General features: G+C 76.0%; 18 protein-coding genes and 1 pseudogene. 8 read left to right on the forward strand and 11 right to left on the reverse strand.

All coding sequences use genetic code 11. From position 1 onward, the window contains the following. Positions 1-11: 11 nt before the first annotated feature. The 5 genes from LPA54_RS28280 to LPA54_RS28300 form a co-directional block, all read right to left on the reverse strand. Positions 12-3,107, reverse strand: a complete 3,096-nt coding sequence (locus LPA54_RS28280; protein WP_228982883.1) for an efflux RND transporter permease subunit — start codon at positions 3,105-3,107, stop codon at positions 12-14. A 143-nt stretch (positions 3,108-3,250) separates the two neighbouring features. Then, positions 3,251-3,955 (reverse strand): response regulator transcription factor, encoded by a 705-nt coding sequence (locus LPA54_RS28285; protein WP_228982887.1) that lies wholly within the window; start codon positions 3,953-3,955, stop codon positions 3,251-3,253. Beyond that, positions 3,952-5,202: a histidine kinase gene (locus LPA54_RS28290; protein ID WP_228982888.1), complete on the reverse strand. Its 1,251-nt coding sequence runs from the start codon at positions 5,200-5,202 to the stop codon at positions 3,952-3,954. The genes LPA54_RS28285 and LPA54_RS28290 overlap by 4 nt, the downstream gene beginning before the upstream one ends. 200 nt (positions 5,203-5,402) lie before the next feature. After that, positions 5,403-5,684 carry a hypothetical protein gene (locus tag LPA54_RS28295; RefSeq protein ID WP_228982892.1) on the reverse strand — a complete coding sequence of 94 codons (282 nt, stop codon included), beginning with the start codon at positions 5,682-5,684 and terminating at the stop codon, positions 5,403-5,405. Between the two features lie 13 nt (positions 5,685-5,697). Then, positions 5,698-6,498: a PspA/IM30 family protein gene (locus LPA54_RS28300; RefSeq protein ID WP_228982894.1), complete on the reverse strand. Its 801-nt coding sequence runs from the start codon at positions 6,496-6,498 to the stop codon at positions 5,698-5,700. Positions 6,499-6,761: 263 nt separating this feature from the next. Here LPA54_RS28300 and LPA54_RS28305 point away from each other — a divergent pair, with 263 nt between their 5' ends. The 4 genes from LPA54_RS28305 (at position 6,762) to LPA54_RS28320 (ending at position 11,408) form a co-directional block, all read left to right on the forward strand. After that, the gene (locus LPA54_RS28305) at positions 6,762-7,358 is read left to right on the forward strand and encodes a DUF3043 domain-containing protein (protein ID WP_228982898.1); all 597 of its coding nucleotides are present in this window, start codon (positions 6,762-6,764) and stop codon (positions 7,356-7,358) included. Positions 7,359-7,399: 41 nt separating this feature from the next. Then, positions 7,400-8,152, forward strand: a complete 753-nt coding sequence (locus LPA54_RS28310) for a bifunctional 2-polyprenyl-6-hydroxyphenol methylase/3-demethylubiquinol 3-O-methyltransferase UbiG (protein ID WP_228982952.1) — start codon at positions 7,400-7,402, stop codon at positions 8,150-8,152. Between the two features lie 146 nt (positions 8,153-8,298). Beyond that, positions 8,299-10,176: an ABC transporter ATP-binding protein gene (locus LPA54_RS28315; RefSeq protein ID WP_228982900.1), complete on the forward strand. Its 1,878-nt coding sequence runs from the start codon at positions 8,299-8,301 to the stop codon at positions 10,174-10,176. Between the two features lie 131 nt (positions 10,177-10,307). Then, a complete protein-coding gene (locus tag LPA54_RS28320) occupies positions 10,308-11,408 on the forward strand; it encodes a S1C family serine protease (RefSeq protein ID WP_228982902.1) in 1,101 nt (366 codons plus the stop codon). 128 nt (positions 11,409-11,536) lie between these two features. On the opposite strand, the gene LPA54_RS28325 is transcribed toward LPA54_RS28320, so the two are convergent. Further along, positions 11,537-11,743, reverse strand: a complete 207-nt coding sequence (locus tag LPA54_RS28325; RefSeq protein WP_058941316.1) for a hypothetical protein — start codon at positions 11,741-11,743, stop codon at positions 11,537-11,539. A 92-nt stretch (positions 11,744-11,835) separates the two neighbouring features. Between LPA54_RS28325 and LPA54_RS28330 the strand changes: the two genes are divergently transcribed. The 3 genes and pseudogenes from LPA54_RS28330 to LPA54_RS28340 form a co-directional block, all read left to right on the forward strand. Further along, positions 11,836-13,035: a bifunctional adenosylcobinamide kinase/adenosylcobinamide-phosphate guanylyltransferase gene (locus LPA54_RS28330; protein WP_228982905.1), complete on the forward strand. Its 1,200-nt coding sequence runs from the start codon at positions 11,836-11,838 to the stop codon at positions 13,033-13,035. Between the two features lie 39 nt (positions 13,036-13,074). After that, positions 13,075-14,151, forward strand: coding sequence for a nicotinate-nucleotide--dimethylbenzimidazole phosphoribosyltransferase (gene cobT / locus LPA54_RS28335; RefSeq protein ID WP_228982953.1), 1,077 nt, complete (start codon positions 13,075-13,077; stop codon positions 14,149-14,151). A gap of 194 nt (positions 14,152-14,345) precedes the next feature. After that, positions 14,346-14,960: pseudogene (locus tag LPA54_RS28340) on the forward strand (hypothetical protein); the annotation flags it as partial. A 35-nt stretch (positions 14,961-14,995) separates the two neighbouring features. Here the strand turns inward: LPA54_RS28340 and LPA54_RS28345 are convergent. Further along, the gene (locus LPA54_RS28345; protein ID WP_228982906.1) at positions 14,996-15,910 is read right to left on the reverse strand and encodes a hypothetical protein; all 915 of its coding nucleotides are present in this window, start codon (positions 15,908-15,910) and stop codon (positions 14,996-14,998) included. An 85-nt stretch (positions 15,911-15,995) separates the two neighbouring features. Between LPA54_RS28345 and LPA54_RS28350 the strand changes: the two genes are divergently transcribed. Then, on the forward strand, positions 15,996-16,799 hold the full coding sequence (locus LPA54_RS28350; protein WP_228982956.1) for an adenosylcobinamide-GDP ribazoletransferase: 804 nt from the start codon (positions 15,996-15,998) through the stop codon (positions 16,797-16,799). 14 nt (positions 16,800-16,813) lie between these two features. Here the strand turns inward: LPA54_RS28350 and LPA54_RS28355 are convergent, their stop codons facing one another. The 4 genes from LPA54_RS28355 to pelF form a co-directional block, all read right to left on the reverse strand. After that, entirely contained in the window at positions 16,814-17,647 is an 834-nt protein-coding gene (locus LPA54_RS28355; RefSeq protein ID WP_228982908.1) for an endo alpha-1,4 polygalactosaminidase, read from the reverse strand. Continuing rightward, positions 17,644-18,261, reverse strand: coding sequence for a spherulation-specific family 4 protein (locus tag LPA54_RS28360; protein ID WP_228982910.1), 618 nt, complete (start codon positions 18,259-18,261; stop codon positions 17,644-17,646). Before LPA54_RS28360 ends, LPA54_RS28355 begins: the two co-directional genes overlap by 4 nt. Positions 18,262-18,345: 84 nt before the next feature. After that, positions 18,346-19,848, reverse strand: coding sequence for a hypothetical protein (locus LPA54_RS28365; RefSeq protein WP_228982914.1), 1,503 nt, complete (start codon positions 19,846-19,848; stop codon positions 18,346-18,348). Next, a complete protein-coding gene (gene pelF / locus LPA54_RS28370) occupies positions 19,848-21,374 on the reverse strand; it encodes a GT4 family glycosyltransferase PelF (protein WP_228982915.1) in 1,527 nt (508 codons plus the stop codon). The genes LPA54_RS28365 and pelF overlap by 1 nt, the downstream gene beginning before the upstream one ends.

The following is a 21,374-nucleotide window of genomic DNA, read 5'->3' on the forward strand; positions in this document are numbered from 1 at the left end:
GGTCGGGCGGGTCAGGCGTCGGCCAGGGTCTTCTCCTCCGTGCGGGTCGCCTTCGCCGCGCGCTTGGCGCGGCGGCGCTCCTTGCGCAGCTCGACCATCGCGTACAGCGTCGGGACCAGCAGCAGCGTGAGCAGCGTCGAGGTGATCAGGCCGCCGATCACCACCACCGCCAGCGGCTGGGCGATGAACCCGCCCTCCCCCGTGATGCCGAGGGCCATGGGGAGCAGGGCGAAGATCGTCGCCAGGGCCGTCATGAGGATCGGGCGGAGGCGGTGGCGGCCGCCCTCCACGACCGACTCGATCACCCCGAGCCCCTGGGCCCGGTACTGGTTGATCAGGTCGATCAGCACGATCGCGTTGGTGACGACGATGCCGATCAGCATCAGCATGCCGATCATGGCGGGGACGCCCATCGCCGTGCCGGTGACGATCAGCAGACCGATCGCGCCGGTCGCCGCGAACGGGATGGAGACCAGCAGGATCAGCGGCTGGACCAGCGACCTGAACGTCGCCACGAGCAGCATGAAGACGATCGCGATGGCGGCCAGCATCGCCAGGCCCAGCTTGGCGAACGCCTCCTCCTGGTCCTCCGACACCCCGCCGATGGAGGCCGTGGCGCCCTCGGGCAGGTCCAGCGCGTCGATCCTCGCCTGGAGGTCGGCGCTGACCGCGCCCGTGTTGTCGCCGGTCGGCTTGGCCGTGACGGTCGCGGCGCGGGAGCCGTCGATGCGGGTCATCGACACCGGGCCCGGGACCAGCTTCACCTCGGCGACGTCGCCGAGCCGCACCGGGCCCAGCGGCAGCTGCCGCAGTTCGGCCATGGTGCGCGCCGGGGCGGCGGAGGTGATGACGATGTCGCGCTCGGTGTCGTCGAGGACCGCCTTGCCGACGGGGGTGCCGCGTACGGCCTCGGCGACCGCCATGCCGAGCGCGGCGTCGTTCAGGCCCGCCTCGGCCGCCCGGGCGTTCGCCCGGACCGAGACGCGCGGCACGGACTGCGACAGGTCGCTCTGCACGTCGGTGACGTCGTCGAGCCGGGCCACCTCGGCCCGCACCTGCTCGGACGCCTTCTTCAGGGTGGCGGCGTCGGCGGCCTTCACCACGACGCTCAGGTCCTGGTTGCCGAAGCCGTCGCCCGCGGCGATCGTCGTGTCGCCGATGCCGTCCAGCTTGGCCAGCTCGGCGTCGATGCGGTCGCGGACCCGCTCGTACGAGGCGGAGTCCGCCAGCGTCACCTGGTACGACGCCTGGTTGGCGCCCGTGCCGCCGCCGAAGGCCGCCATGAAGCCGGACGAGCCGACGGTGACCTGGTAGTCCTTCACCTCGTCGGTGGAGGCCAGGACCTTCTCGACCTTCCTCGCCGCGGCGTCCGCCGCCTCCAGGCTGGTGCCGGCGGGCAGCTCCTGCCGGAGGGAGAGGACCTCCTGGTCCCCCTGGTCGAAGAAGTTGGTCTTGAGCAGCGGGGCCATGCCGAGGGTGCCGGCGAAGACGACGGCGGCGATCAGCACGCTGACCACGCGGCGGCGCGTCGCGAAGCGCAGCACGGGGACGTACACGCGCTGCAGGACGCTGCGGCTCTCCTTCTCCTCCGCCTGGCGGCGGGCCTCCTCCGGGTCGTCGGAGGTCCCCTTCGGGGCGCGCAGGAACCAGTACGACAGGACCGGCACGACCGTCAGCGAGACGAGGAGCGAGGCGAGCAGGGCCGCGGTGACGGTGAGGGAGAACGAGCCGAACAGCTCGCCCACCATGCCGCCGACCAGGCCGATCGGCAGGAACACGGCGACGGTGGTGAGGGTGGAGGAGGTCACGGCGCCCGCCACCTCGCGCACCGCCGTGAGGATCGCCGCCTGGCGCTCCTCGCCGTAGCCGAGGTGCCGCTTGATGTTCTCCAGCACCACGATCGAGTCGTCGACGACCCGGCCGATGGCGATGGTGAGCGCGCCGAGCGTCAGCATGTTCAGGGACAGGTCCCGCGTCCACAGCACGATCAGGGCGAGCACGACGGAGAGCGGGATGGAGACCGCGGTGACCAGGGTGGAGCGGATCGAGGCGAGGAAGACCAGGATGACGAGGACGGCGAAGACCAGGCCGAGCGCGCCCTCCGTGGTGAGGCCGGAGATGGACTTCGAGACCGCCGGGCCCTGGTCGGAGACGACCGTCAGCTCGGCGCCCGCGCCGAGGTCGGCGCGCAGCCCGGGCAGCTTGTCGCGGACGGCCTCGGAGATGGCGACGGCGCTGCCGTCGTCGTCCATGGTGGCCATGACGGCGAGGCTCGGCTTGCCGTTGGTCCGGGTCAGGGAGACCCGCCGGGCCTCCTCCTGCCGGACGGTGGCGATGTCGCCGAGGCGCACCGGGGCGCCCTTCGCGGGCTTGATCCGCAGGTCCTCGATCTGCCGGAGCGAGGTGAATCCGCCGCCGACCTGGACGGTGCGGCTCTCGCCGGCCTCGGAGAAGGAGCCGGCGGGCACGGTCGCGCCGCCCCCGCGCAGCGCGTCGGCGAGCCCGACGGTGGTGAGGCCGGCCGCGGCGAGCTCGCGGACGTCGGGGGTGACGGAGACCTGGAGCTCCTGGACGCCGTCGATCGAGACCTGGCCGACGCCGTCGATGTCCTCCAGCGCCGGGACGACCGTCCGCTCCAGCTGGTCGGCGAGGGCCTGCTGGTCCTTGTCGGACGTGACGGCGAGGACGACGGTCGGGATGTCGTCGGTCGAGCCGGCGATCACCTGCGGATCGACGTCCTGCGGCAGTTGGGCCCGGGCCCGGTTGACGGCCTGCTGGACGTCGGCGACGAGCTGCTCGCTGCCCTCGTCGCCGTAGTCGAAGGTCGCCATGACCAGGGCGTTGCCCTCGCTCGCCGTGGCGGTGACGCCCGTGATGCCGTCGACGGCCTTCAGGGAGGCCTCGAGCGGTTCGACGACCTGCTTCTCGACCACGTCGGGGGAGGCGCCGGGGTACGGCGCGAGGACCGACACCATGGGCAGTTCGATGGAGGGCAGCAGCTGCTGCTTGAGCTGGGGGACGGCGATCGTGCCGAAGACGATCGCGACGATCGACATCAGGCCTATCAGGGCCCGTTGGGCGAGGCTGAATCTGGACAGCCAGGACATGGCGTCTCGTGTCTCTCTTCCGCGGTGGCTCGACGTGGTGGGTGCTCCCCCACACCATCGGCCATCGCGGAGGGGCGATCCCTCGCCCCCAGGTCCATTCCCGGCGCCGCGCGTACCGCGCCCGGAGTACGCGGGCCGGGCGGTCACTCCACCCTTGGGCGTACCAACCCCGACTCGTACGCGAAGACGACCAGCTGGGCGCGGTCGCGGGCCCCGATCTTCGCCATGGCGCGGTTCACGTGCGTCTTGACGGTGAGGGGGCTGACCTCCAGGCGCTCGGCGATCCGGTCGTTGGGCAGCCCGGCGGCGACGTGGACGAGGACCTCGCGCTCGCGGCCGGTCAGCGCGGAGAGCCGTTCGGCGCGGCCCCCCGCGCCGGCCGGTTCCCCGCCGGCCGGCGGGCCGCCCTGGGCGAGGAACCTGGCGATCAGGCCCTTGGTCGCGGCGGGCGACAGCAGCGCCTCGCCTGCGGCGGCGATCCGGATCGCGCTGAGCAGCTCGTCGGGCTCCGCGCCCTTGCCGAGGAAGCCGCAGGCGCCGGCGCGCAGCGACTGCACGACGTACTCGTCGACCTCGAAGGTGGTCAGCATGACGACGTGGACGTGGTCGAGGCCCGGGTCGGAGGTGATCTCACGGGTGGCGGCCAGTCCGTCGCTGCCCGGCATGCGGATGTCCATCAGGACGACGTCCGGCGCGGTCGCGCGGGTCAGGGCGACGGCCTCGGCCCCGTCGGACGCCTCCGCGACGACCACCATGTCGGGCTCCGACTCGACGAGCACCCGGAAGGCGCTGCGGAGCAGGGCCTGGTCGTCGGCGAGCAGCACCCTGATCGGCCCGGTGGTCGTCATGCCGCCCCGTCCTCCCCGCCGCGTGTGGTGAGGGGCAGTATGGCCTGGACGCGGAAGCCGCCCCCGTAGCGGGGTCCCGCGGTGAGGGCGCCGCCCAGGGCGCCGACCCGCTCGCGCATGCCGACGAGGCCGTGCCCGCCCTGCGCCCCGGCGGGCCCGGGCCCGCCGACGGCCTGGACGGGGGCGGTGCCGTCGTCCAGGACGGTGACCTCGACGGTGCGGCCGACGCGCAGCACGCTCACCTCCGCGGTGGCGCCCTGGCCCGCGTGCTTGCGGACGTTGGTCAGGGCCTCCTGGATGATCCGGTACGCGGCGAGGTCGACGGCGGCGGGCAGGTGGGTGTCCTGGTCGGTGCGGGCCAGCCGCACGGGCAGACCGGCGTTGCGGAAGGTGTCGAGCAGGTCGTCCAGGACGGCGAGGCCGGGCGCCGGCTCGGTGGGCGCCTCGGGGTCCCCGGACTGGCGGAGCAGCCCGACGGTGGCCCGCAGCTCGTCCAGCGCCGACCGGCTGGCCTCCCGGACGTGCGCCAGCGCCTCCTTCGCCTGGTCGGGGCGCTTGTCCATGACGTGCGCCGCCACGCCCGCCTGCACGTTGACCAGGGCGATGTGGTGGGCGACGACGTCGTGCAGGTCGCGGGCGATGCGCAGCCGCTCCTCCGCGACGCGGCGCCGGGCCTCCTCCTCGCGGGTGCGCTCGGCGCGGTCGGCGCGCTCCCGTATCGCGTCGACGAAGGCGCGGCGGCTGCGGACGGCGTCGCCGGCGGCGGCCGCCATGCCCGTCCACGCGAAGACGCCGAGGTTCTGCTGCGCGTACCAGGGGGAGGAGCCGAAGGACATGGCGACGGCCGTCAGCACGGTCATCGTCGCCAGGCCGACGCGCCAGGTGGTGGGCCGGTCGGTGCGGGAGGCGACCGTGTACAGGGCGACGACGGCGCTCATCGCTACGGGCGCCGGCGGGTCCCCCGCGACGAACTCGGCGACGGTCACCGCGCCGGTGACCGCCAGCGCCCGCAGCGGGGCCCGGCGCCGGGCCACGAGGGCGGCCGCGCCGAGCACCATCAGGACGACGCTGGCCGGGCCGGGGGTGCGGGTGCCGAAGGTGGGGCCCGCGCCGTCGCCGTGCGGGTCGACGAAGGAGCCGAGGACCATCGCCGCGAGGACGGCCGCGGCGAGCAGGGCGTCGCAGGCGACCGGGTGGGCGCGCAGCCGGTCGCGGGCGCGCGTGAGGGCGTTTCCTTGTGCCGGCACACCCGAGAGGGTAAGGCAGCCGGCTCCCCCGCACGCCGGGTCGGTGGCGGGAGGGGCGTGGGGCGGGAGGGGGCGTGGGGCGGGCGGACCCGCCCGGGGCGCGGGCGGACACCCCGGCCCGGCCGCGTCGGGGGCGCGACCGGGTCACGCCGACGGGATCGGGCCGGCAGGACCGGGCACGGTGAAGCGGGCCGGTGGGATCAGGCCGGTGGGATCAGGCCGTCCTCCGTGAGGAGGGACCGCACGTCCTCCAGGGACGCGTCCGGCGCCGGGAGGATGAGCTCCGACGGCTCCAGGGAGTCGTCCGGCAGCGGCTCGCCCAGCTCGCGGACCCGGCCCAGCAGCGCGTGCAGGGTCCGGCGGAAACCGGCCTCGTCGCCGGTCTCCATCTCGGCGAGCAGCTCGTCGTCGAGCCGGTCCAGTTCGGCGAAGTGGCCGTCGGCCAACCTCACCTGGCCCTCCCCCATGATCCGCACGATCATGACGCGCCCGTCCTCAACTCTTGTCGAACCTCGGCCGCGCCTCCGGCCGGCCCTGGCCCTGCTCCGACTGCGTGTCGTCCGCGCCCTCGATGGCCTGCTGCGGCGTCGTACCGCCCGCGAGCTCGGCCTTCATGCGCTGGAGCTCCAGTTCCACGTCCGTCCCGCCCGACAGGCGGTCCAGCTCGGCCTGGATGTCGTCCTTCGCCAGCCCCGACTGGTCGTCGAGGGCGCCGGAGGCGAGCAGCTCGTCGATGGCGCCCGCGCGCGCCTGGAGCTGCGCGGTCTTGTCCTCGGCGCGCTGGATGGCGACGCCGACGTCGCTCATCTCCTCCGAGATCCCGGAGAAGGACTCGGCGATGCGCGTCTGCGCCTGCGCCGCGGTGTACGTGGCCTTGATCGTCTCCTTCTTGGTGCGGAAGGCGTCGACCTTGGCCTGCAGCCGCTGCGCGGCGAGCGTCAGCTTCTCCTCCTCGCCCTGGAGGGTCTGGTGCTGCGTCTGCAGGTCGGTCACCTGCTGCTGGAGCGCCGCCCGCCGGGACAGCGCCTCGCGGGCCAGGTCCTCGCGGCCGAGGGCCAGCGCCTTGCGGCCCTGGTCCTCCAACTTGGCGGACTGGCTCTGCAGCTGGTTGAGCTGGAGTTCGAGGCGCTTGCGGGACGTCGCCACGTCCGCCACGCCGCGCCGGACCTTCTGGAGCAGCTCCAGCTGCTTCTGGTACGAGTAATCGAGGGTCTCGCGCGGGTCCTCGGCCCGGTCCAGGGCCTTGTTCGCCTTCGCGCGGAAGATCATCCCCATACGCTTCATGACACCGCTCATGGGCTTCGCGCGCCCCCTTCTGACCGACTTCGGCTGCAGCACTCCGACAGAACCCACAGTACGGGCCCCACATCCATTACCGCACTGTTCGGGGGCCGATGGGCTCCTCCCCAAGGACGAGTGCGGAACGGCCCGTCTCCGGCCCGGGGAGTAGACGGACCCGGGATCCGGTGCGGGGACGCACCCGGGAGGACGCGGGCCGTTGCCGGATCGTTCCCCGCGGGGGTGGGGTCCACACCCGGTACCCCGTACCCTTGGGGTTTGTGTTCCGTAGCCGTTCGAAGGAAGAGAAGGCGCCCACCGGCAAGGTGACGGCCGACCTCTCCACGCAGCCCCGCGACCCGCAGGCCCCCAAGGGCCGACCGACCCCGAAGCGGAGTGAGGCCCAGTCCCAGCGCCGCCGTGCGGCCACACCGACGCTCGACCGCAAGGAGGCGATGCGCCGCCAGCGCGAGGCGCGCCGCGCCGACATGGCCCGTCAGCGCCAGGCACTCGCCAGCGGCGACGAGCGCTTCCTGCCCGCCCGTGACCGCGGCCCCGTGCGCCGCTTCGTCCGCGACTTCGTCGACTCCCGGTTCTTCGTCGCCGAGATGTTCCTGCCGCTGGCCGTGGTCATCCTCGTCCTGTCGCTGATCCAGGCCGGGCAGATGCAGACGATCGCCACGCTGCTGTGGATGGGCGTGATCGTGCTGATCGTCGTCGACTCGATCGGCCTGTCGATCCGGCTGAAGAAGCAGCTCAAGCAGCGCTTCCCGAACGAGCCGAAGCGCGGCGCCGTGGCGTACGCGCTGATGCGCTCGCTCCAGATGCGCCGGCTGCGGCTGCCGAAGCCGCAGGTCAAACGGGGAGAGCGACCCTGAGTACCACGCTGTCGGAACCCGGCGGCGCGTCCGCCGGTTGGCTGGACGGGGCCGGGGGGCTGCGCGACACCGTCCGCCAGGAGCTCCTGGCGCGCCAGCTGGACGAGCAGATAGGCGCCCGCTACCCGGTGGGGCAGCGGCTGCGGATCCTCGACGTCGGCATGGGCCGGGGCACGCAGGCCCTGCGGCTCGCTCGGGCCGGGCACACCGTGACCGGTCTGGAGTCCGACCCGGGGATGCTGGGCGCCGTCCGCGAGGCGCTGGCGACCGAGCCGGCCGGGATCCGCGAGCGGTTCCGGACGATCGAGGGGGACGGCCGGGACACCGGCGTCCACTTCCTGCCCGGCAGCTTCGACGTGGTGCTCTGCCACGGCGTCCTCATGTACGTGGACGAGCCCGACGCCGTACTGGCCGGACTCGCCCGGATGCTGGCGCCGGGCGGTCTGCTCTCGCTGCTCGTGCGGAACGCCGACGCCCTGGCCATGCGGCCGGGTCTGGCCGGTGACTGGCCCGGCGCCCTGGCGGCGTTCGACTCCGACACCGACGCGGGCGGCCCCGGGCCGCGCGTGCGGGCCGACCGGCTGGAGACGCTCACCGCGACGCTCGCGGGCATCGCGGCGCCGCTGCACGACTGGTACGGGGTGCGGGTCTTCACCGACTCCGTCCCGCCGGACCGGGGGCTGCCCGCCGCCGACGAGCTGGAGCGGCTGCTGGCGGCCGAGGACCGGGCCGGCCGCACCGACCCGTACCGCCGGGTCGCGGCACTGCTGCACCTGTGCGGCGTGCGCGGCTGACGGCGGCGGGCGCGACACGGGAGGCCGACGCGCCAGGACCGTCGGGAGCCGGACCCAGGGGGCGGGCGCGGGCACGAGGGGGACGTGATCCGGCCTGATCCCGTCCGCCGGGCAGGTGGGGGCGGCGTTTCCGCGTCTTCGTCGGCGTGAGCATCACCGACACCGCATCCAGCGCCGCCCCGCCCGACACCGGCACCACCCCGCGGCTGCCCGCCCGGGAGACCTGGCGGGCCCTCTACCGGCACTTCCGGCCGCACCGCGCGGTCGTCGCCCTCGGCACCCTCCTCGCCCTCTTCGGGACCGTGGCCGGGCTCGCCCAGCCGCTCGCCGCGAAGGCGCTCGTCGAACGGCTCGGGCGGGACGAGCCGATCACCGGGATCCTGCTGGGCCTGACCGCGCTCGTGGTCGCCGGGACGGCGATCCAGGCGGTCGGCTCCTACCTGCTGGAACGCACCGCCGAGTCGGTGGTCCTCTCCGCCCGCCGCTCCCTCGTCGGCCGGCTGCTGCGGCTGCGGCTGCCCGAGGTGGAGCGCACCCAGCCCGGCGACCTGATGTCCCGCATCACCTCCGACACGACGCTGCTGCGGGCGGTCACGACGGAGTCGGTCGTCTCGGCCGTGACCGGCGGGCTCGGCTTCGTCGCCACGCTGGTGATGATGGCGCTGATGGACCCCGTGCTGCTCGGCACCACCCTGGGCGTGATCGTCCTGATCGGTGGCGCGTTCGCGTTCGCCATGCCGCGGATCGCCGAGGCGACGCGGCGCTCGCAGGCCGCGGTCGGTGAGATCTCCAGCCGTCTCGAGCGGGTCTTCGGCGCGTTCCGCACGGTCAAGGCGTCGGGCGCGGAGGCGCGCGAGACGGCGGTCGTGGAGGCGGCCGCCCGGGAGGCGTGGCGGCACGGCGTGAAGGCCGCGAAGTGGCAGGCCCTCGCCGGGTCCTCGGTGGGGCTGGCGGTGCAGGTGTCGTTCCTGGCCGTGCTCGGCATCGGCGGGGCCCGGGTCGCCGCGGGGACGATCACCGTCGCGGAGCTGATCGCGTTCCTGCTGTACCTCTTCTACCTGATCGAGCCGGTCTCGGAGCTGGTGCAGGCGGTGACGCAGTACCAGGTGGGGTCGGCGGCCATCGCCCGGATCGAGGAGGCGGAGCGGCTGGAGGTCGAGGACGCCGCGACGGGGGCCGAGCGCGGCCTGGCCGTCGGGGCCGGTGTGGCGGCTGTCGGCGGCGGTGTGGCGGCCGGGGCCGGTGTGGCTGCCGGGGCCGCTGTGGCTGCGGTCGGGCGCGCGCCGGCGTCCGTCGTCTTCGAGGACGTCTCCTTCCGCTACCGCGACGACCTGCCGTACGTGCACCACGGCGTGTCGTTCGAGGTGCCCGGGCCCGGGATGACGGCGTTCGTCGGCCCCTCGGGCGCGGGCAAGACGACGGTGTTCGGGCTGGTCGAGCGGTTCTACGAGGCCACCGGCGGCCGGGTCCTGGTGGACGGCCGGGACGTGCGCGACTGGCCGGTCGCCGAGTTGCGGGCCGCCATCGGCTACGTCGAGCAGGACGCCCCGGTGCTCGCCGGGACGCTCCGCGAGAACCTGCTGTTCGCGGCGCCGGACGCCACGGAGGAGCAGGTCAGGGCGGTGCTGGTGCGGGCGCGGCTGGACGGGCTGGTGGAGCGGCTGCCGGACGGGCTGGACACCGTGGTGGGGCACCGGGGGTCCAAGCTGTCGGGCGGCGAGCGGCAGCGGGTGGCCGTCGCGCGGGCGCTGCTGCGCGGGCCGCGGCTGCTGCTGCTCGACGAGGCGACCTCGCAGCTCGACGCGGTCAACGAGCAGGCGCTGCGGGACGTCGTCGCCGAGGTGGCGCGGGAGGTGACCGTCCTGGTGGTGGCGCACCGGCTGTCGACGGTGACGCTGGCGGACCGGATCGTGGTGATGGACGCGGGCCGGGTGCGGGCGGTGGGCACGCACGAGGAGCTGGTGGCCCGGGACCCGCTGTACGGGGAGTTGGCGGCGACGCAGTTCCTCGCCTCGCGCGGGTAGGGGGCCGGGCGGTGACCGGGCGGGGCGGCGGGCATCCCGGGGCCGCCGCGCCGGGCCGCCGCGCGGCGGGCGGCCCCTGATCGGGTGCGCTGCGCGGGCAGGAGTCACGGGGCCAAAGGGATACTCCGGACATGGATGCCCTCGTTCCCCGCGTACGCGCGCTGGTGCCGTCCCTCGTCGCCGCGGTGTGCGCGGCCGCCCTGCTCGGCGGCTGCGCGACCCCGCCGCCCGCCGGGCCGGCCGCCGCGGGCCCCAGGGCCACCGCGCCGGCGACGGCGACGGCCCGGGCCGCGGCGCCGAGGCAGGCGGCCGACCTGCAGAGCGAGTACCAGAGCGTGATCCGGGACGTGCTGCCGTCCGTCGTCACCATCGAGGCGGGCGAGAGCCTCGGGTCGGGGGTGGTCTACGACACCCAGGGGCACATCGTGACCAACGCACACGTGGTCGGCTCGGGGCGCAGCTTCCGGGTGACCGTCGCCACGCGCGAGCAGCCGCTGGCCGCGCGGCTCGTCTCCAGCTACCCGGAGCAGGACCTCGCCGTCATCAAGCTGGACGGCGCCACGCCGCAGGGCATCCGGCCGGCGCGGTTCGGCGACTCGGCGAAGGTCGAGGTGGGGCAGATCGTGCTGGCCATGGGCTCGCCGCTCGGGCTGTCCGGCAGCGTCACGCAGGGCATCGTCTCGGCGATCGGACGCACCGTCAGCGAGAGCCGCTCCGGCGGCGGCACGGGCGCGACCATCGCCAACATGGTGCAGACGTCCGCGCCGATCAACCCCGGCAACAGCGGCGGCGCGCTGGCCAACCTCGACGGCGAGATCATCGGCATCCCCACGCTCGCGGCGGCCGACCCGGAGGCGGGCGGCGGCGCGGCGGCCGGCATCGGGTTCGCCATCCCGGTGTCGACGGTGCGCACGATCGCCGACCAGATCGTGCGGTTCGGCAGCGTGCGCGACTCGGGGCGGGCGGCGCTCGGCATCTCCGGGCGCACGGTCCTCGACGACGACTACCGCCCGGCGGGCGTCGCGGTGGAACGGCTCCTGGAGGACGGGGCGGCGCAGGCGGCCGGGTTGCGCGTGGGCGACATCATCACCCGTGTGGGCGACGCGGAGATCACGACGATCACGTCGCTGCTGGAAGCGCTCGCCACGCTGGAACCGGGGCAGCGGGTGCAGGTCCGCTACCTGCGGGAGGGCCGCGCCCGTACGGCCGCGGTGACGCTGGGCGAGGTGTGAGGGTGCCGTGCCGCGCCGCGGGCGCGCCGCCCACCGGCGAGCGGCGGCGGCGCGCGGCGCGGCGGCGTCCGCCCCCGGACGGCGGGCGGCCGGCCCCGGGCGCCCGCCCGGCCCCGGGGCCCCGGCGGTCAGCCCTCGGCGTCCAGCGGCATGGGGCCGTAGATCTTCGTGCCGTCGTCGAAGAGGGTGACCTGGTCGGCGCCGCCCTCCAGCAGGTCACGCCACTGCTCGCCGATCCACGACTCGGCGTCGCCCTGGGTGGTGAACTCCTCCGGCCTGACCGCCGGCTCGACCTCCGTGCCGTCGGACTTCTCGAACCGCCACGTCCACGCCATGTGCGCCTCCCGATCACAGCCACCTGTGGTCTTTCCTGCCCGCAGCGTAGCCGGGCGAGCAGCCGCGCGGGGCTCGCGGGAGGATCGGTACCGTGGAACTGACCCTGCTCGGCACCGGAGCCCCCACCGGACTGCCCCGACCCGGCTGCCCCTGCGCCGTGTGCGCCACGGCCCGGGGCCCGTACGCGCGCGCCGCCACGTCCCTCCTCGTGGACGGCGCCCTGCTCCTCGACCTCACCCCCGGCGCCGCCCTGGCCGCCGCACGGGCGGGGCACACCCTGTCGGGGGTGCGGCAGGTGCTGCTGACCCACCCCCACGACGGCCCGCCCGTGGAACTGCCGGCCGGGCTGCCGGCCGCCGGCCGCGTCCCGGACGGGCGCGAGCTGACGCTCATCAGCGGGCACCGGGTCCGCGCCGTGCCGATGGACGCCCCGGGCACCGGGTACGAGGTCACCTCGCCCGAGGGCGCCCGCCTGCTGTACCTGCCGCCGGGCGGCGCCCCGGCCGGGCGGGTGGACCAGCGGCGCCCGTACGACCTCGTCGCCGCCGACGTCACCGGGCGGCCCGGCGCGCTCGCCCGGCTGCGGGGCGCCGGCGCGGTGGGGCGGGACACGGACGTGGTCGCCGTGCACCTCGACCACGACGTGCCGCAGGGCCCCGAGCTGGACCGGCGGCTCGCCGCCGCGGGCGCGCGGGCCCTCACCGACGGGGCGACGGTGACCGTCGGCGCGTACCGGGAGGCGCCGCCGCTCCCCCGCCGCACGCTGGTCACCGGCGGCGCGCGGTCGGGGAAGTCCCTGGAGGCCGAGCGGCGCCTGGAGTCCTACCCCGACGTCGTCTACGTCGCGACGGGCGGCGCGCGCGACGGCGACCAGGAGTGGTCGGCGCGCGTGGGCGCCCACCGCGACCGGCGGCCCGGCTCCTGGCGCACCGAGGAGACCTGCGAGGTGGCGCCGCTGCTCGCGGCGGACGGTCCCCCGCTGCTGGTCGACTGCCTGTCCCTGTGGCTCACCGATGCGATGGACCGCGTCGGCGCCTGGGACGACGAGACGTGGGCGCGGACGGGGGAGAAGGCGCTGCGCGAGCGGGTGGACGAACTCGTCGCCGCGGTGCGCGGCACGGCCCGCACGGTCGTCGCCGTCACCAACGAGGTGGGCGCCGGCGTCGTGCCCGCCACGGCCGCCGGACGGCGCTTCCGCGACGAGCTCGGACGGCTCAACGCGGCCTTCGCCGACGAGTGCGAGCAGGTGCTGCTGGCCGTCTCCGGGCAGGTGCTCGTCCTGCGCGGCTGAGCGTCGACCGCGCCCGGTACTGTTCCGCGAATGAGCAGGCTGAATCTGGACGACTTCTCCGAACTGATCGAGCGTCCCGACAGCGGCGTCCGCCGGGACGCCGAGGAACGCCGGGAGCGGCTGGGCGTCCCGCCCGGCGCGCTGGGCCGGCTCGACGAGCTCGGCGAGTGGCTCGCCGCCGCCCAGGGCGCCGTCCCGGTGCGGCCGGTGGAACGGCCCCGGGTGGTGCTGTTCGCCGCCGACCACGGCGTGGCCGGGCTGGACGTCTCCGGCCGCGCCGCGGGGACGGCGCACACGCTGGTGCGCGCCGTGCTGGACGGCTCCAGCCCCGTCGCCGTGCTCGCGCGGCGGGCCGGGGTCCCGGTGCGCGTGGTCGACGCGGGCCTGGACTGCGCTGCGGAGCTGCTACCCGAGGAAGTCGTGCGGCACCGGGTGCGGCGCGGCAGCGGGCGGATCGACGTCGAGGACGCCCTCACGGCGGAGGAGGCCGAGCGGGCCGTGCGGCTCGGCATGGCGATCGCCGACGAGGAGGCCGACGCGGGGACCGACCTGGTCGTCCTCGGCGACCTCAGCGTCGGCGGGACGACGGTCGCCGCGACGCTGATCGCCGCCCTGTGCGGCACGGACGCCTCGGTGGTGACCGGGCGCGGCGGCGCCGGCATCGACGACCTGGCGTGGATGCGCAAGTGCGCCGCGGTCCGCGACGCGCTGCGCCGGGCGCGGCCGGTCCTCGGCGACCAGTTGGAGCTGCTGGCCGCGGTGGGCGGCGCGGACGTCGCGGCGATGACCGGCTTCCTGCTCCAGTCGGCGGTGCGGCGGACGCCGGTGATCCTGGACGGCGTGGTGTCGGCGGCGTGCGCCCTGGTGGGCCAGCGGGCCGCGTTCCGGGCGCCGGACTGGTGGCTGGCGGGCCAGGTCAGCGGTGAGCCGGCGCAGGCCAAGGCGCTGGACCGGATGGCGCTCAACCCCCTGCTGGACCACGGCGTCACTGTGGGGGAAGGAACCGGGGCGCTGCTCGCCCTCCCCCTCGTCCAGGCCGCCGCGGCGCTCGCGGCGGAGCTGCCGGTACGGCCTGACCAGCCGGCCGGGGCGGACGCGGAGGGCGGCTCGGACTGACGGCACCGGTGCGGCCGGCTCGCGGGAGCGGGGCGGCCGCACCGGCGTCGGGCGTGCGACGCACCGCCCCGTACGGCGCACGTTTCACGGAAGAGGCCCGGTGTGAGCACCGAACGACGAGGCCCGCGGCACGCCGCCGCCGGGCGAGGGGGACGCCGGACGGAGCTCCTCGGCGGCCGCGCCGGGGGTGCGCGGTGAGGGCGGCCCTGGAGGGGTTCGCCCGCCGGGAGTGGGGCCCGCTGTTCGGCACCGTGCGGGCGGCCCTGCGGGACCGCGGCCCGCGGGCGGTGGCGCTCACCCTCGCCGCGGTGTGCCTGACGTCGTTGTTCCAGCTGGTGCAGAACCAGCCGTGGGGGTACGGGCCGGTGCAGGCCGTCGGCTCGGTGCGGGCCGAGGACCCCCTGTGGGTGGCGCTGCTGCGCACCCCGCTGTCGCTCTTCGTGCCCGCGCTCGACCTGCCGGTGTGGGGGGCGCTCGCCCAGGTGCTGCTGGTGTTCGGGATCGCGGAGGTCACCCTGGGCCGGGCGCGCACGCTGCTCGTGGCGTACGCGGCGACGCTGGCCGGGACGACGTACGCGCGGGTGGGCATCGCGCTGGGGCCGGACGCCCCGTTCGGGCTCGGGCTGCCGGCGTCGGACGCCCGGGTGGTGGACACCGGGCCCTCGGCGGCGGTGGTGGGCCTCGCCGTCGTCGTGTGCTGGCGGTACGGGGCCCGGCTGACGGGCCTGCTGGTGGTCGCCGCCATGGTGGTCGAGGTGGTCGTGAAGCCGAACCTGGCCGGCAAGGAGCACCTCGCGGCCATCGCCGCGGCCGCCGCCGGGTACGGGGCGGTGGTGTTCTGGCGTCAGCGCGGGTCGCTGCCGTCGGCCTCCCGCCGCTCGTCGCCGCCCGCCGCCGGGCCGCCGCCGCCCGCCGCCGGGTCCCGGCCGGTCGCCGCCGGGTCGCCGCCGCCGGTGAGCGGCCGGTCGACGCCGTCGCCCGCCGCTCCTCCCCCGCCGCCGGCCACGGACGGCAGCCGGTCGGGGAAGCCGGCCACCACGTCCTGGAACCTGCGGGCGAGCCGGACCCAGCGGCGGTCGTGGCGGTAGGCCCGCAGCCCCGCCCTGGCCCGCGCGCGCGGCCGGTTGCGGTAGGCGCGGCGGGACCACGGCGAGCCGGGGCGGGCCAGCCGCAGGGCGCCGACGACGGCGACGAACGGCAGGAGCGTGCCGAGGACCGCCATGCGGAACTTCCCCTTGAGGAGGGCGACGACCACGAACAGGACGTTCAGCCCCACGCTGGCCAGGAGCGTCGCCCGGTCCTGCCGCTCCTCGGGGGTGAGCGCGTCCACGCCGAGCGGTGAGAAGCCGCCGAGGACGAGGCCCACGAGGGCGGCGGTGAGGACGACGGCCTCCACGCTCTTGCGGCCCTGCTCGGTCCAGTAGACGTCGTCGAGGTGGAGGATGAGGGCGAACTCGTCCAGGACGAGCCCCGCTCCCGCCCCGAACACGACGGCGCACACGAGCCCGGCCGCCGTGTGGCGGCCCGCGCCGAGCGCGCCCAGCGCGCCGAAGCCGCCCACAAGGGTGAGGACGACGCCCGGGACCACGTGGTGGATGTGGAGCCCACCGGTGCTGACGTCGCGGAAGGGCCCGCGGCCGGCCCGGATGAGCCGGGTGACCGTCCGGGTGAGCAGGAAGGTCAGCACGAAGGACGCGAGCGCCACCAGGAGGGGCAGCTTGCCCGGCTCGACGACGTTGCGGGTGAACCAGTGATCCACACGTCACCTCCGTCCGGTATGAGGCGTCATGTGCAAGGTAACGCCGGAGGGGGCGCGGCGCCGGGGCGCGGCGCCGGCGGCTAGTGTGCGCGCGGTGACCTCCACGGACCCGCTCCCGCCCCTGCACGGCCTGCGCTTCGCCTTCGGCACGCTCACGGTGCTGCCCGCGCGCGTCACGCGCTGGGACCGCGACGCCGCCCGCTCCGGGATGCTGTGCGCGCCCGTCGCCGGGCTCGTCGTCGGGGCGGGCGCGGCCGCCGCCGGCGTCCTGCTCCTGCTGCTCGGCGCGGGCCCGCTGCTCGCCGCGGTCGCCGCCACGGCGGTACCGGCGGTGCTCACCCGGGGCCTGCACCTGGACGGGCTCGCCGACACGGCCGACGGACTGGGCAGCGGCCGACCCGCCGAGGACGCCCTGCGGATCATGAAGCGGTCGGACATCGGCCCGTTCGGGGTCGTCACCCTGCTGTTCGCGCTGCTCGCCCAGGTGGCGGCGCTCCACCAGCTGTACGCGGCGGGCTGGGCGCGCGGCGCCGTCGCGGCCGTGGTGGCCGGCGCCCTCGCCCGGGTGGCGCTCACCCTCGCCTCCCGCGCCGCCGTCCCCGCGGCCCGCCCCGAGGGGCTGGGCGCGGTGGTCGCCGGGACCGTCCCGCCGCGCGCCGCGCTCGCCGTGGCGGTCGTGGCCGTGGCCGCGTGCGCGGCGGCCGGGGCGGCGGTGGCCGGGCCGTACGGCGCCGTGCGCCACGCCCTGGCGGCGCTGGTCGCCCTGGCGGCGGCACAGGCGCTGCTGCGCCGCTGCGTCCGCCGCCTCGGCGGGGTGACGGGCGACGTCTTCGGCGCGGTGGCGGAGACGGCGGCGACGGCCGCGCTGGTCGCCCTCACCCTCGGCTGAGGGCCCTGGGGCCCTCAGCAGGCCCGGCGCCAGACCCCCAGGTCGTACTTCTTCAGCATCGAGCTCATCCCGGTCCGCTCGGCCAGCGGGCAGAAGGCGCGCGTGGGCAGCTCGTACTCGACGTGGAAGACCGCCTTGCCCGCGGCGAGGAAGGGTTCGAGGGCGTCGCACTCGTCGTACTGGGCGCACTGCTCGTTGACGGCGAAGTCGAAGTCCCGCACCAGCTGCGGGATCTGGTCCAGGTCGTTCTTCAACCCGACGGACAGGCCGCGCCGGTGGGCGAGGCGGGCGATGAGGCGGTTGTAGCGGAGCTGGTCGTCGGCGGTCAGCGGGAAGCCGGTGTCGTTGTCGTAGCCGTCCATGTTGTCCGGTTCGACGGCGTCGAAGCCCTTGTCGCGGCACATGTCGATGCGCGCCGCCATGAGCGGTTCCAGGACGTCGGTGCGGCGGATGTCGAGCCAGCGCTCGCCCTCCCAGCCGTTGCCCTTGCCGAGCACGGCCTTCGGGAACTGAGCCGCGTCGGGCCGGAAGTCCTCCCAGGCGCCGGTGGACAGGTAGCAGATGACCTTGCGGCCGCGCGCGTGGAGGTCGGCGACGGCGGACGCGGGGTGGTCGAAGCCGTCGATGTCGTACACGGGTACGTCCACGCGCGGGTCGAGCCGGCCGCTGAGCTGCCACTGCCATGCCGCGCCCTGCGCGGGGCGCCACACGCCGCCCGTCGCGCCCGGGGAGGGGGCGGGGCTGGTGCGGGGCGGCGGTTCGGGGTCGTCGTCGGGTGCGCCGGTGCACCCGGCGATCAGGAGGGCCAGTGCGGCCGCGGCGACGAGGAGGGAGGGAGGGCGTCTCATCGGCGGTGCTCCAGTGCGTGCGGGAGGGTTCCCCAGGGATGTGCCCCGTCGCCGGGCACGGCGCACCCGACGGGCGCGGTGAGCCGGGCGTCCGGTGGCGCGGCGTACACGAGGTGGCAGTGGTGGTCGGCGACGGGCCGGTCGCGTCCGTCCGCCCGGTAGGTCTCCCACGGGCCCTCGAACGTGACCAGGAGGTCGGCGAGGTCGGCGTACGCCGGGTCCGGCGGGGTGCCGTGGTTGAGGACCAGCGTGGTGGCGCCGGCGGCGCGGGCCGCGACGGAGAGGCGCCGGTAGTGCGGCAGCAGGGCGGGGTCGGCGGCGGTCTGGTCGAGGAAGGCGCCGTCCGCGCCGTACCAGTCGCGGTGGCTCAGCAGGTCCCGTACGACGTCGGCGTGGGGGCGGCGGCCGTAGTCGGTGTCGGCGTAGCCGAGGACGCGCACGCCGGCGGCGCGCAGGCGCGCGGCGACGTCCGCGAAGGCGGGGTCGGGGGCGGCGCCGGCGCCGTTGGCCGGGTTGAGGACGACGCCGTACAGCAGCGGGGCGGCGGCGACGAGGGCGTCCCATTCGGCCGGGCGGTCGGCGGGGTGCTCGTAGTACGGCACGAGGAGTTTCATGCGCGGGCCTCGGGGTGGTTCGGGACGGGCGGGTGGCCGGGGGCGGGCGGTCCGCGGCCCCGGGGGCCGGGGCGGTGGGCGGGGTCAGTGGCGGTGGGTGGTGGCGCGGCCGAGGAGTATCCCGCAGAGCACCGCCAGGACGAGCGCCGCGGCGCCCGCCACCGCCGCGCCCACGGCCCGCGGTTCACCCGCGCCGGTGGCGAGGGCCGCGGTCTGCGCGCCGGCGGCGGCCGCGCAGACGACGGCCGCGCCGAGGACGGCGCCGAACGACTGGAGCAGCAGGGCGGTCCACAGGACGGCGCCGATGAGCAGCAGCGTCACCAGGCGTACGCCGCCGAGTTCCGGCGCGCCGGGGACGAGCGCCGTCCCGATGGCGGCCAGCACCAGCAGCACCGTCAGGTAGGCGGCGAGGCAGAGCGCGAGGACCCCGCCGGTGGCCCGTCGGAAGGCGGCCGGGCTCGTGGAGGCGCGCAGCCCCGCGAGGCTTTCGCCGCGGAAGCGGTACAGCAGCCACTCGGCGGGCCCCATGGACAGGGTGAGGGCGACGGCGGACGGCGCCGCCACCGCGGCGGCCGGGCCGTACGCGAGGACGTCGCCGATGGCGGTGTACAGCACCAGCAGGCCGGTGCCGAGGCCGAACAGCCCGTACGGGAGGGAGGCGGCGAACCGGGGCGCCGCCCGGCTCCCCGCGCTCGCGCCGGTCCGCCCGGTCCGCCCGCCGGGTGCGGCCTCGACGGCCAGGGCACGGGCGGCCAGGGCGATCGCGGCGAGCAGCGACGCCAGCAGCAGCGCGGTCCGTACGGCCGCCGGGAGCGCCGTCCCCAGCGCGGCCAGGGCGCCGCCGGCGAGCGGCAGCAGCGCGCCGAACAGGGACCGCTCCCGGTCCAGGACGAGCAGCACGGTGGCCGCCGCCAGGTACAGGGCCTGCCCGGCGGCGAACGCGACGGCGCCCCACTCCCCCGGCCCGGCCGCCGCCACGGCGACGAGCGACCCCAGGAGCCCGCCGAGCGGGGCGCCCGCGAGGAGCGTGCGGGCGGCCGCGGGCCGGTCGCCGAGGCCGAGCCAGGCGTACGCGCGGTGCGACAGCGCCTGGTTCCACACCCACCCGGTGACGGCGCCGGCGAGCAGCGGGACCGTGCCGGAGGGCAGGCCCAGGGCGCCGGGCGGGCCGGCGAGCAGGGGCGCGCCCAGGACGTAGGCGAGGCCGGGCAGGGCGAAGACGAGGCCGCGCAGGACGCAGCCGCCCAGGCCGGTGTGCCAGGGGTCGGTGGGCGGGCCGGCCGGTTCGGGGTAGCGGCGTGCCACCCGGGCGTAGAGGTCCTCGGCGAGGGCGAAGGAGTCCTCGCGGCCGTAGGTGAGCCGTATGTGGTCGTCCGTCATCCCGTCGGACTCCAGGATGGCGGCTATCTCGTCCGGGTGGACCGCCTGCGCTATGAGGTCCTCCAGCCGGGCCGTCAGCTCGTCGAGGGGGTCGGCCGCCGCCCAGGCGGGCCGCTGGCGGGGGGCGCGCGGTATGCGCGGCAGGGTGTCGGTGGGCGCGCCGGGGGCGGCGGCGCCGGGCGGGGTGAGCCAGAGGGAGCCGCTCATCAGACCGTCCCCTCGGTGGCGAGTTCCCGGTACCAGGGGTCGGTGAGGCGGAGCTTGAGCGTCCAGTCGCCGGACTCGACGGCGGCCGGCTCGGGTTCGGGGAAGCCGGCCAGCTCGCGGTAGACGCGCCGGAAGCGGTCGACGGAGCGGCGCAGGGTGAACTGGTCGACGACCCGCTGCCGGGCGCGGCGGCCCAGTTCGGCGCGGCGGGCGTCGTCGCGCAGCAGGGCGAGGACGGCCTCGGCCATGACGGCGGGTTCGCGGGGCGGCACGACGAGGCCGGTGTCGCCGACCGCCTCGCGCACGCCGCCGACGTCGGTGGAGACGGTGGCGCGGCCGCAGGACATGGCCTCGATGAGGGAGAAGGGGAAGCCCTCGCTGATGGAGGAGAGCATCACGAGGGTGCCGGCGGCGTAGGCGCCGGCGACGTCCTCGACGCGGCCCTCGTAGCTGATGCCGTCGCCCACGCCCAGCTCGGCGGCGAGCTTCTCCAGGCGGGTGCGGTAGTCCTCGTTCCCGGCGGGGACGGGGCCGAAGAGGCGCAGGCGCAGGGCGGGGACCTCGGCGCGGGCGATGGCGTAGGCCCGGACGAGGGTCTCCAGGTCCTTGATCGGGTCGATCCGGCCGCACCAGCTGAGGGTGGGGGTCCGCGGCTCGGGCCCGGCGAGCGGGAACGCGTGCGGGTCGACGCCGTTGTAGACGGTGCGGATGCGGTCGGCGGGGGCGCCGCCGCGCTCCTCCCAGCGGCGGTTGTACCGGTTGCAGGGGGTGATGAGGTCGGCCTTGCGGTACCCGAGGCAGTTGAGCTCGCGGTAGAAGCCGAGGACGAGGGCCTTGACGGGCCAGCGCTGCGCCTCGGTGCGGTAGCCGAGGTACCGCTCGCGCAGGTAGATGCCGTGCTCGGTGAGGAGGAACGGTACGCCGTCGAGGTGCTGGGCGACGAGGGCGGGGAGGGTGGCCAGGCCGCTGGAGACCGCGTGCGCCACGCAGTCGTCGGGTATCCGCGCGCCGAGCGGGCGCAGCGCGTGCTCCAGGAGGTCGGTGGCGGTCAGGGCGTCGTGGACGGTGGGCCGGGCCGCCGCGGTCTCCAGGTGCGGCATGGTCCAGATCCACATCAGGGAGCGCAGGGCGGCCTCGGAGCGCAGGGCGGCCGAGAGCCGGCCGCGGCGGGCGAGTCCGGCGAGGCCGAAGAGGCCCTCGGCGAAGTGGCTGCGGGGCGCGGCCGGGTCGAGGACGGCGAGGAGGAACCGCTCGTAGGTGTCGATGAAGCGCCGGCGCTCACGGCCCAGGAGCGGCCGGGAGCGGCCGGGGGCCGGCCCCCACAGGGGGAAGGAGGTGTGCCGGTAGACGTTGGGCGGCAGCTGCCAGGTGACGGGTTCGCGGCCGTTGCCGGTGAGGGCGAGCACCTGGAAGTCGACCTCGGGCATGCCGCGGACGAGTTGGTCGCACCAGGTGCTCACGCCGCCGTGGACGTGCGGATAGGTGCCTTCGGTGAGCAGGGTGACGTGACGGCCGCTGCTGGGCAT

Source organism: Streptomyces sp. DH12, assembly GCF_020873895.1.
Classification (GTDB): Bacteria; Actinomycetota; Actinomycetes; order Streptomycetales; family Streptomycetaceae; genus Streptomyces.

Bases quoted from the DNA above. Each gene is read 5' to 3' on its own strand.
- LPA54_RS28280 (WP_228982883.1), bottom strand. From the start codon at position 3,107: ATGTCCTGGCTGTCCAGATTCAGCCTCGCCCAACGGGCCCTGATAGGC.
- LPA54_RS28285 (WP_228982887.1), bottom strand. From the start codon at position 3,955: ATGACGACCACCGGGCCGATCAGGGTGCTGCTCGCCGACGACCAGGCC.
- LPA54_RS28295 (WP_228982892.1), bottom strand. From the start codon at position 5,684: ATGATCGTGCGGATCATGGGGGAGGGCCAGGTGAGGTTGGCCGACGGC.
- LPA54_RS28300 (WP_228982894.1), bottom strand. From the start codon at position 6,498: ATGAGCGGTGTCATGAAGCGTATGGGGATGATCTTCCGCGCGAAGGCG.
- LPA54_RS28320 (WP_228982902.1), top strand. From the start codon at position 10,308: ATGGATGCCCTCGTTCCCCGCGTACGCGCGCTGGTGCCGTCCCTCGTC.
- LPA54_RS28325 (WP_058941316.1), bottom strand. From the start codon at position 11,743: ATGGCGTGGACGTGGCGGTTCGAGAAGTCCGACGGCACGGAGGTCGAG.
- LPA54_RS28355 (WP_228982908.1), bottom strand. From the start codon at position 17,647: ATGAGACGCCCTCCCTCCCTCCTCGTCGCCGCGGCCGCACTGGCCCTC.
- LPA54_RS28360 (WP_228982910.1), bottom strand. From the start codon at position 18,261: ATGAAACTCCTCGTGCCGTACTACGAGCACCCCGCCGACCGCCCGGCC.
- LPA54_RS28365 (WP_228982914.1), bottom strand. From the start codon at position 19,848: ATGAGCGGCTCCCTCTGGCTCACCCCGCCCGGCGCCGCCGCCCCCGGC.
- pelF (WP_228982915.1), bottom strand. From the start codon at position 21,374: ATGCCCAGCAGCGGCCGTCACGTCACCCTGCTCACCGAAGGCACCTAT.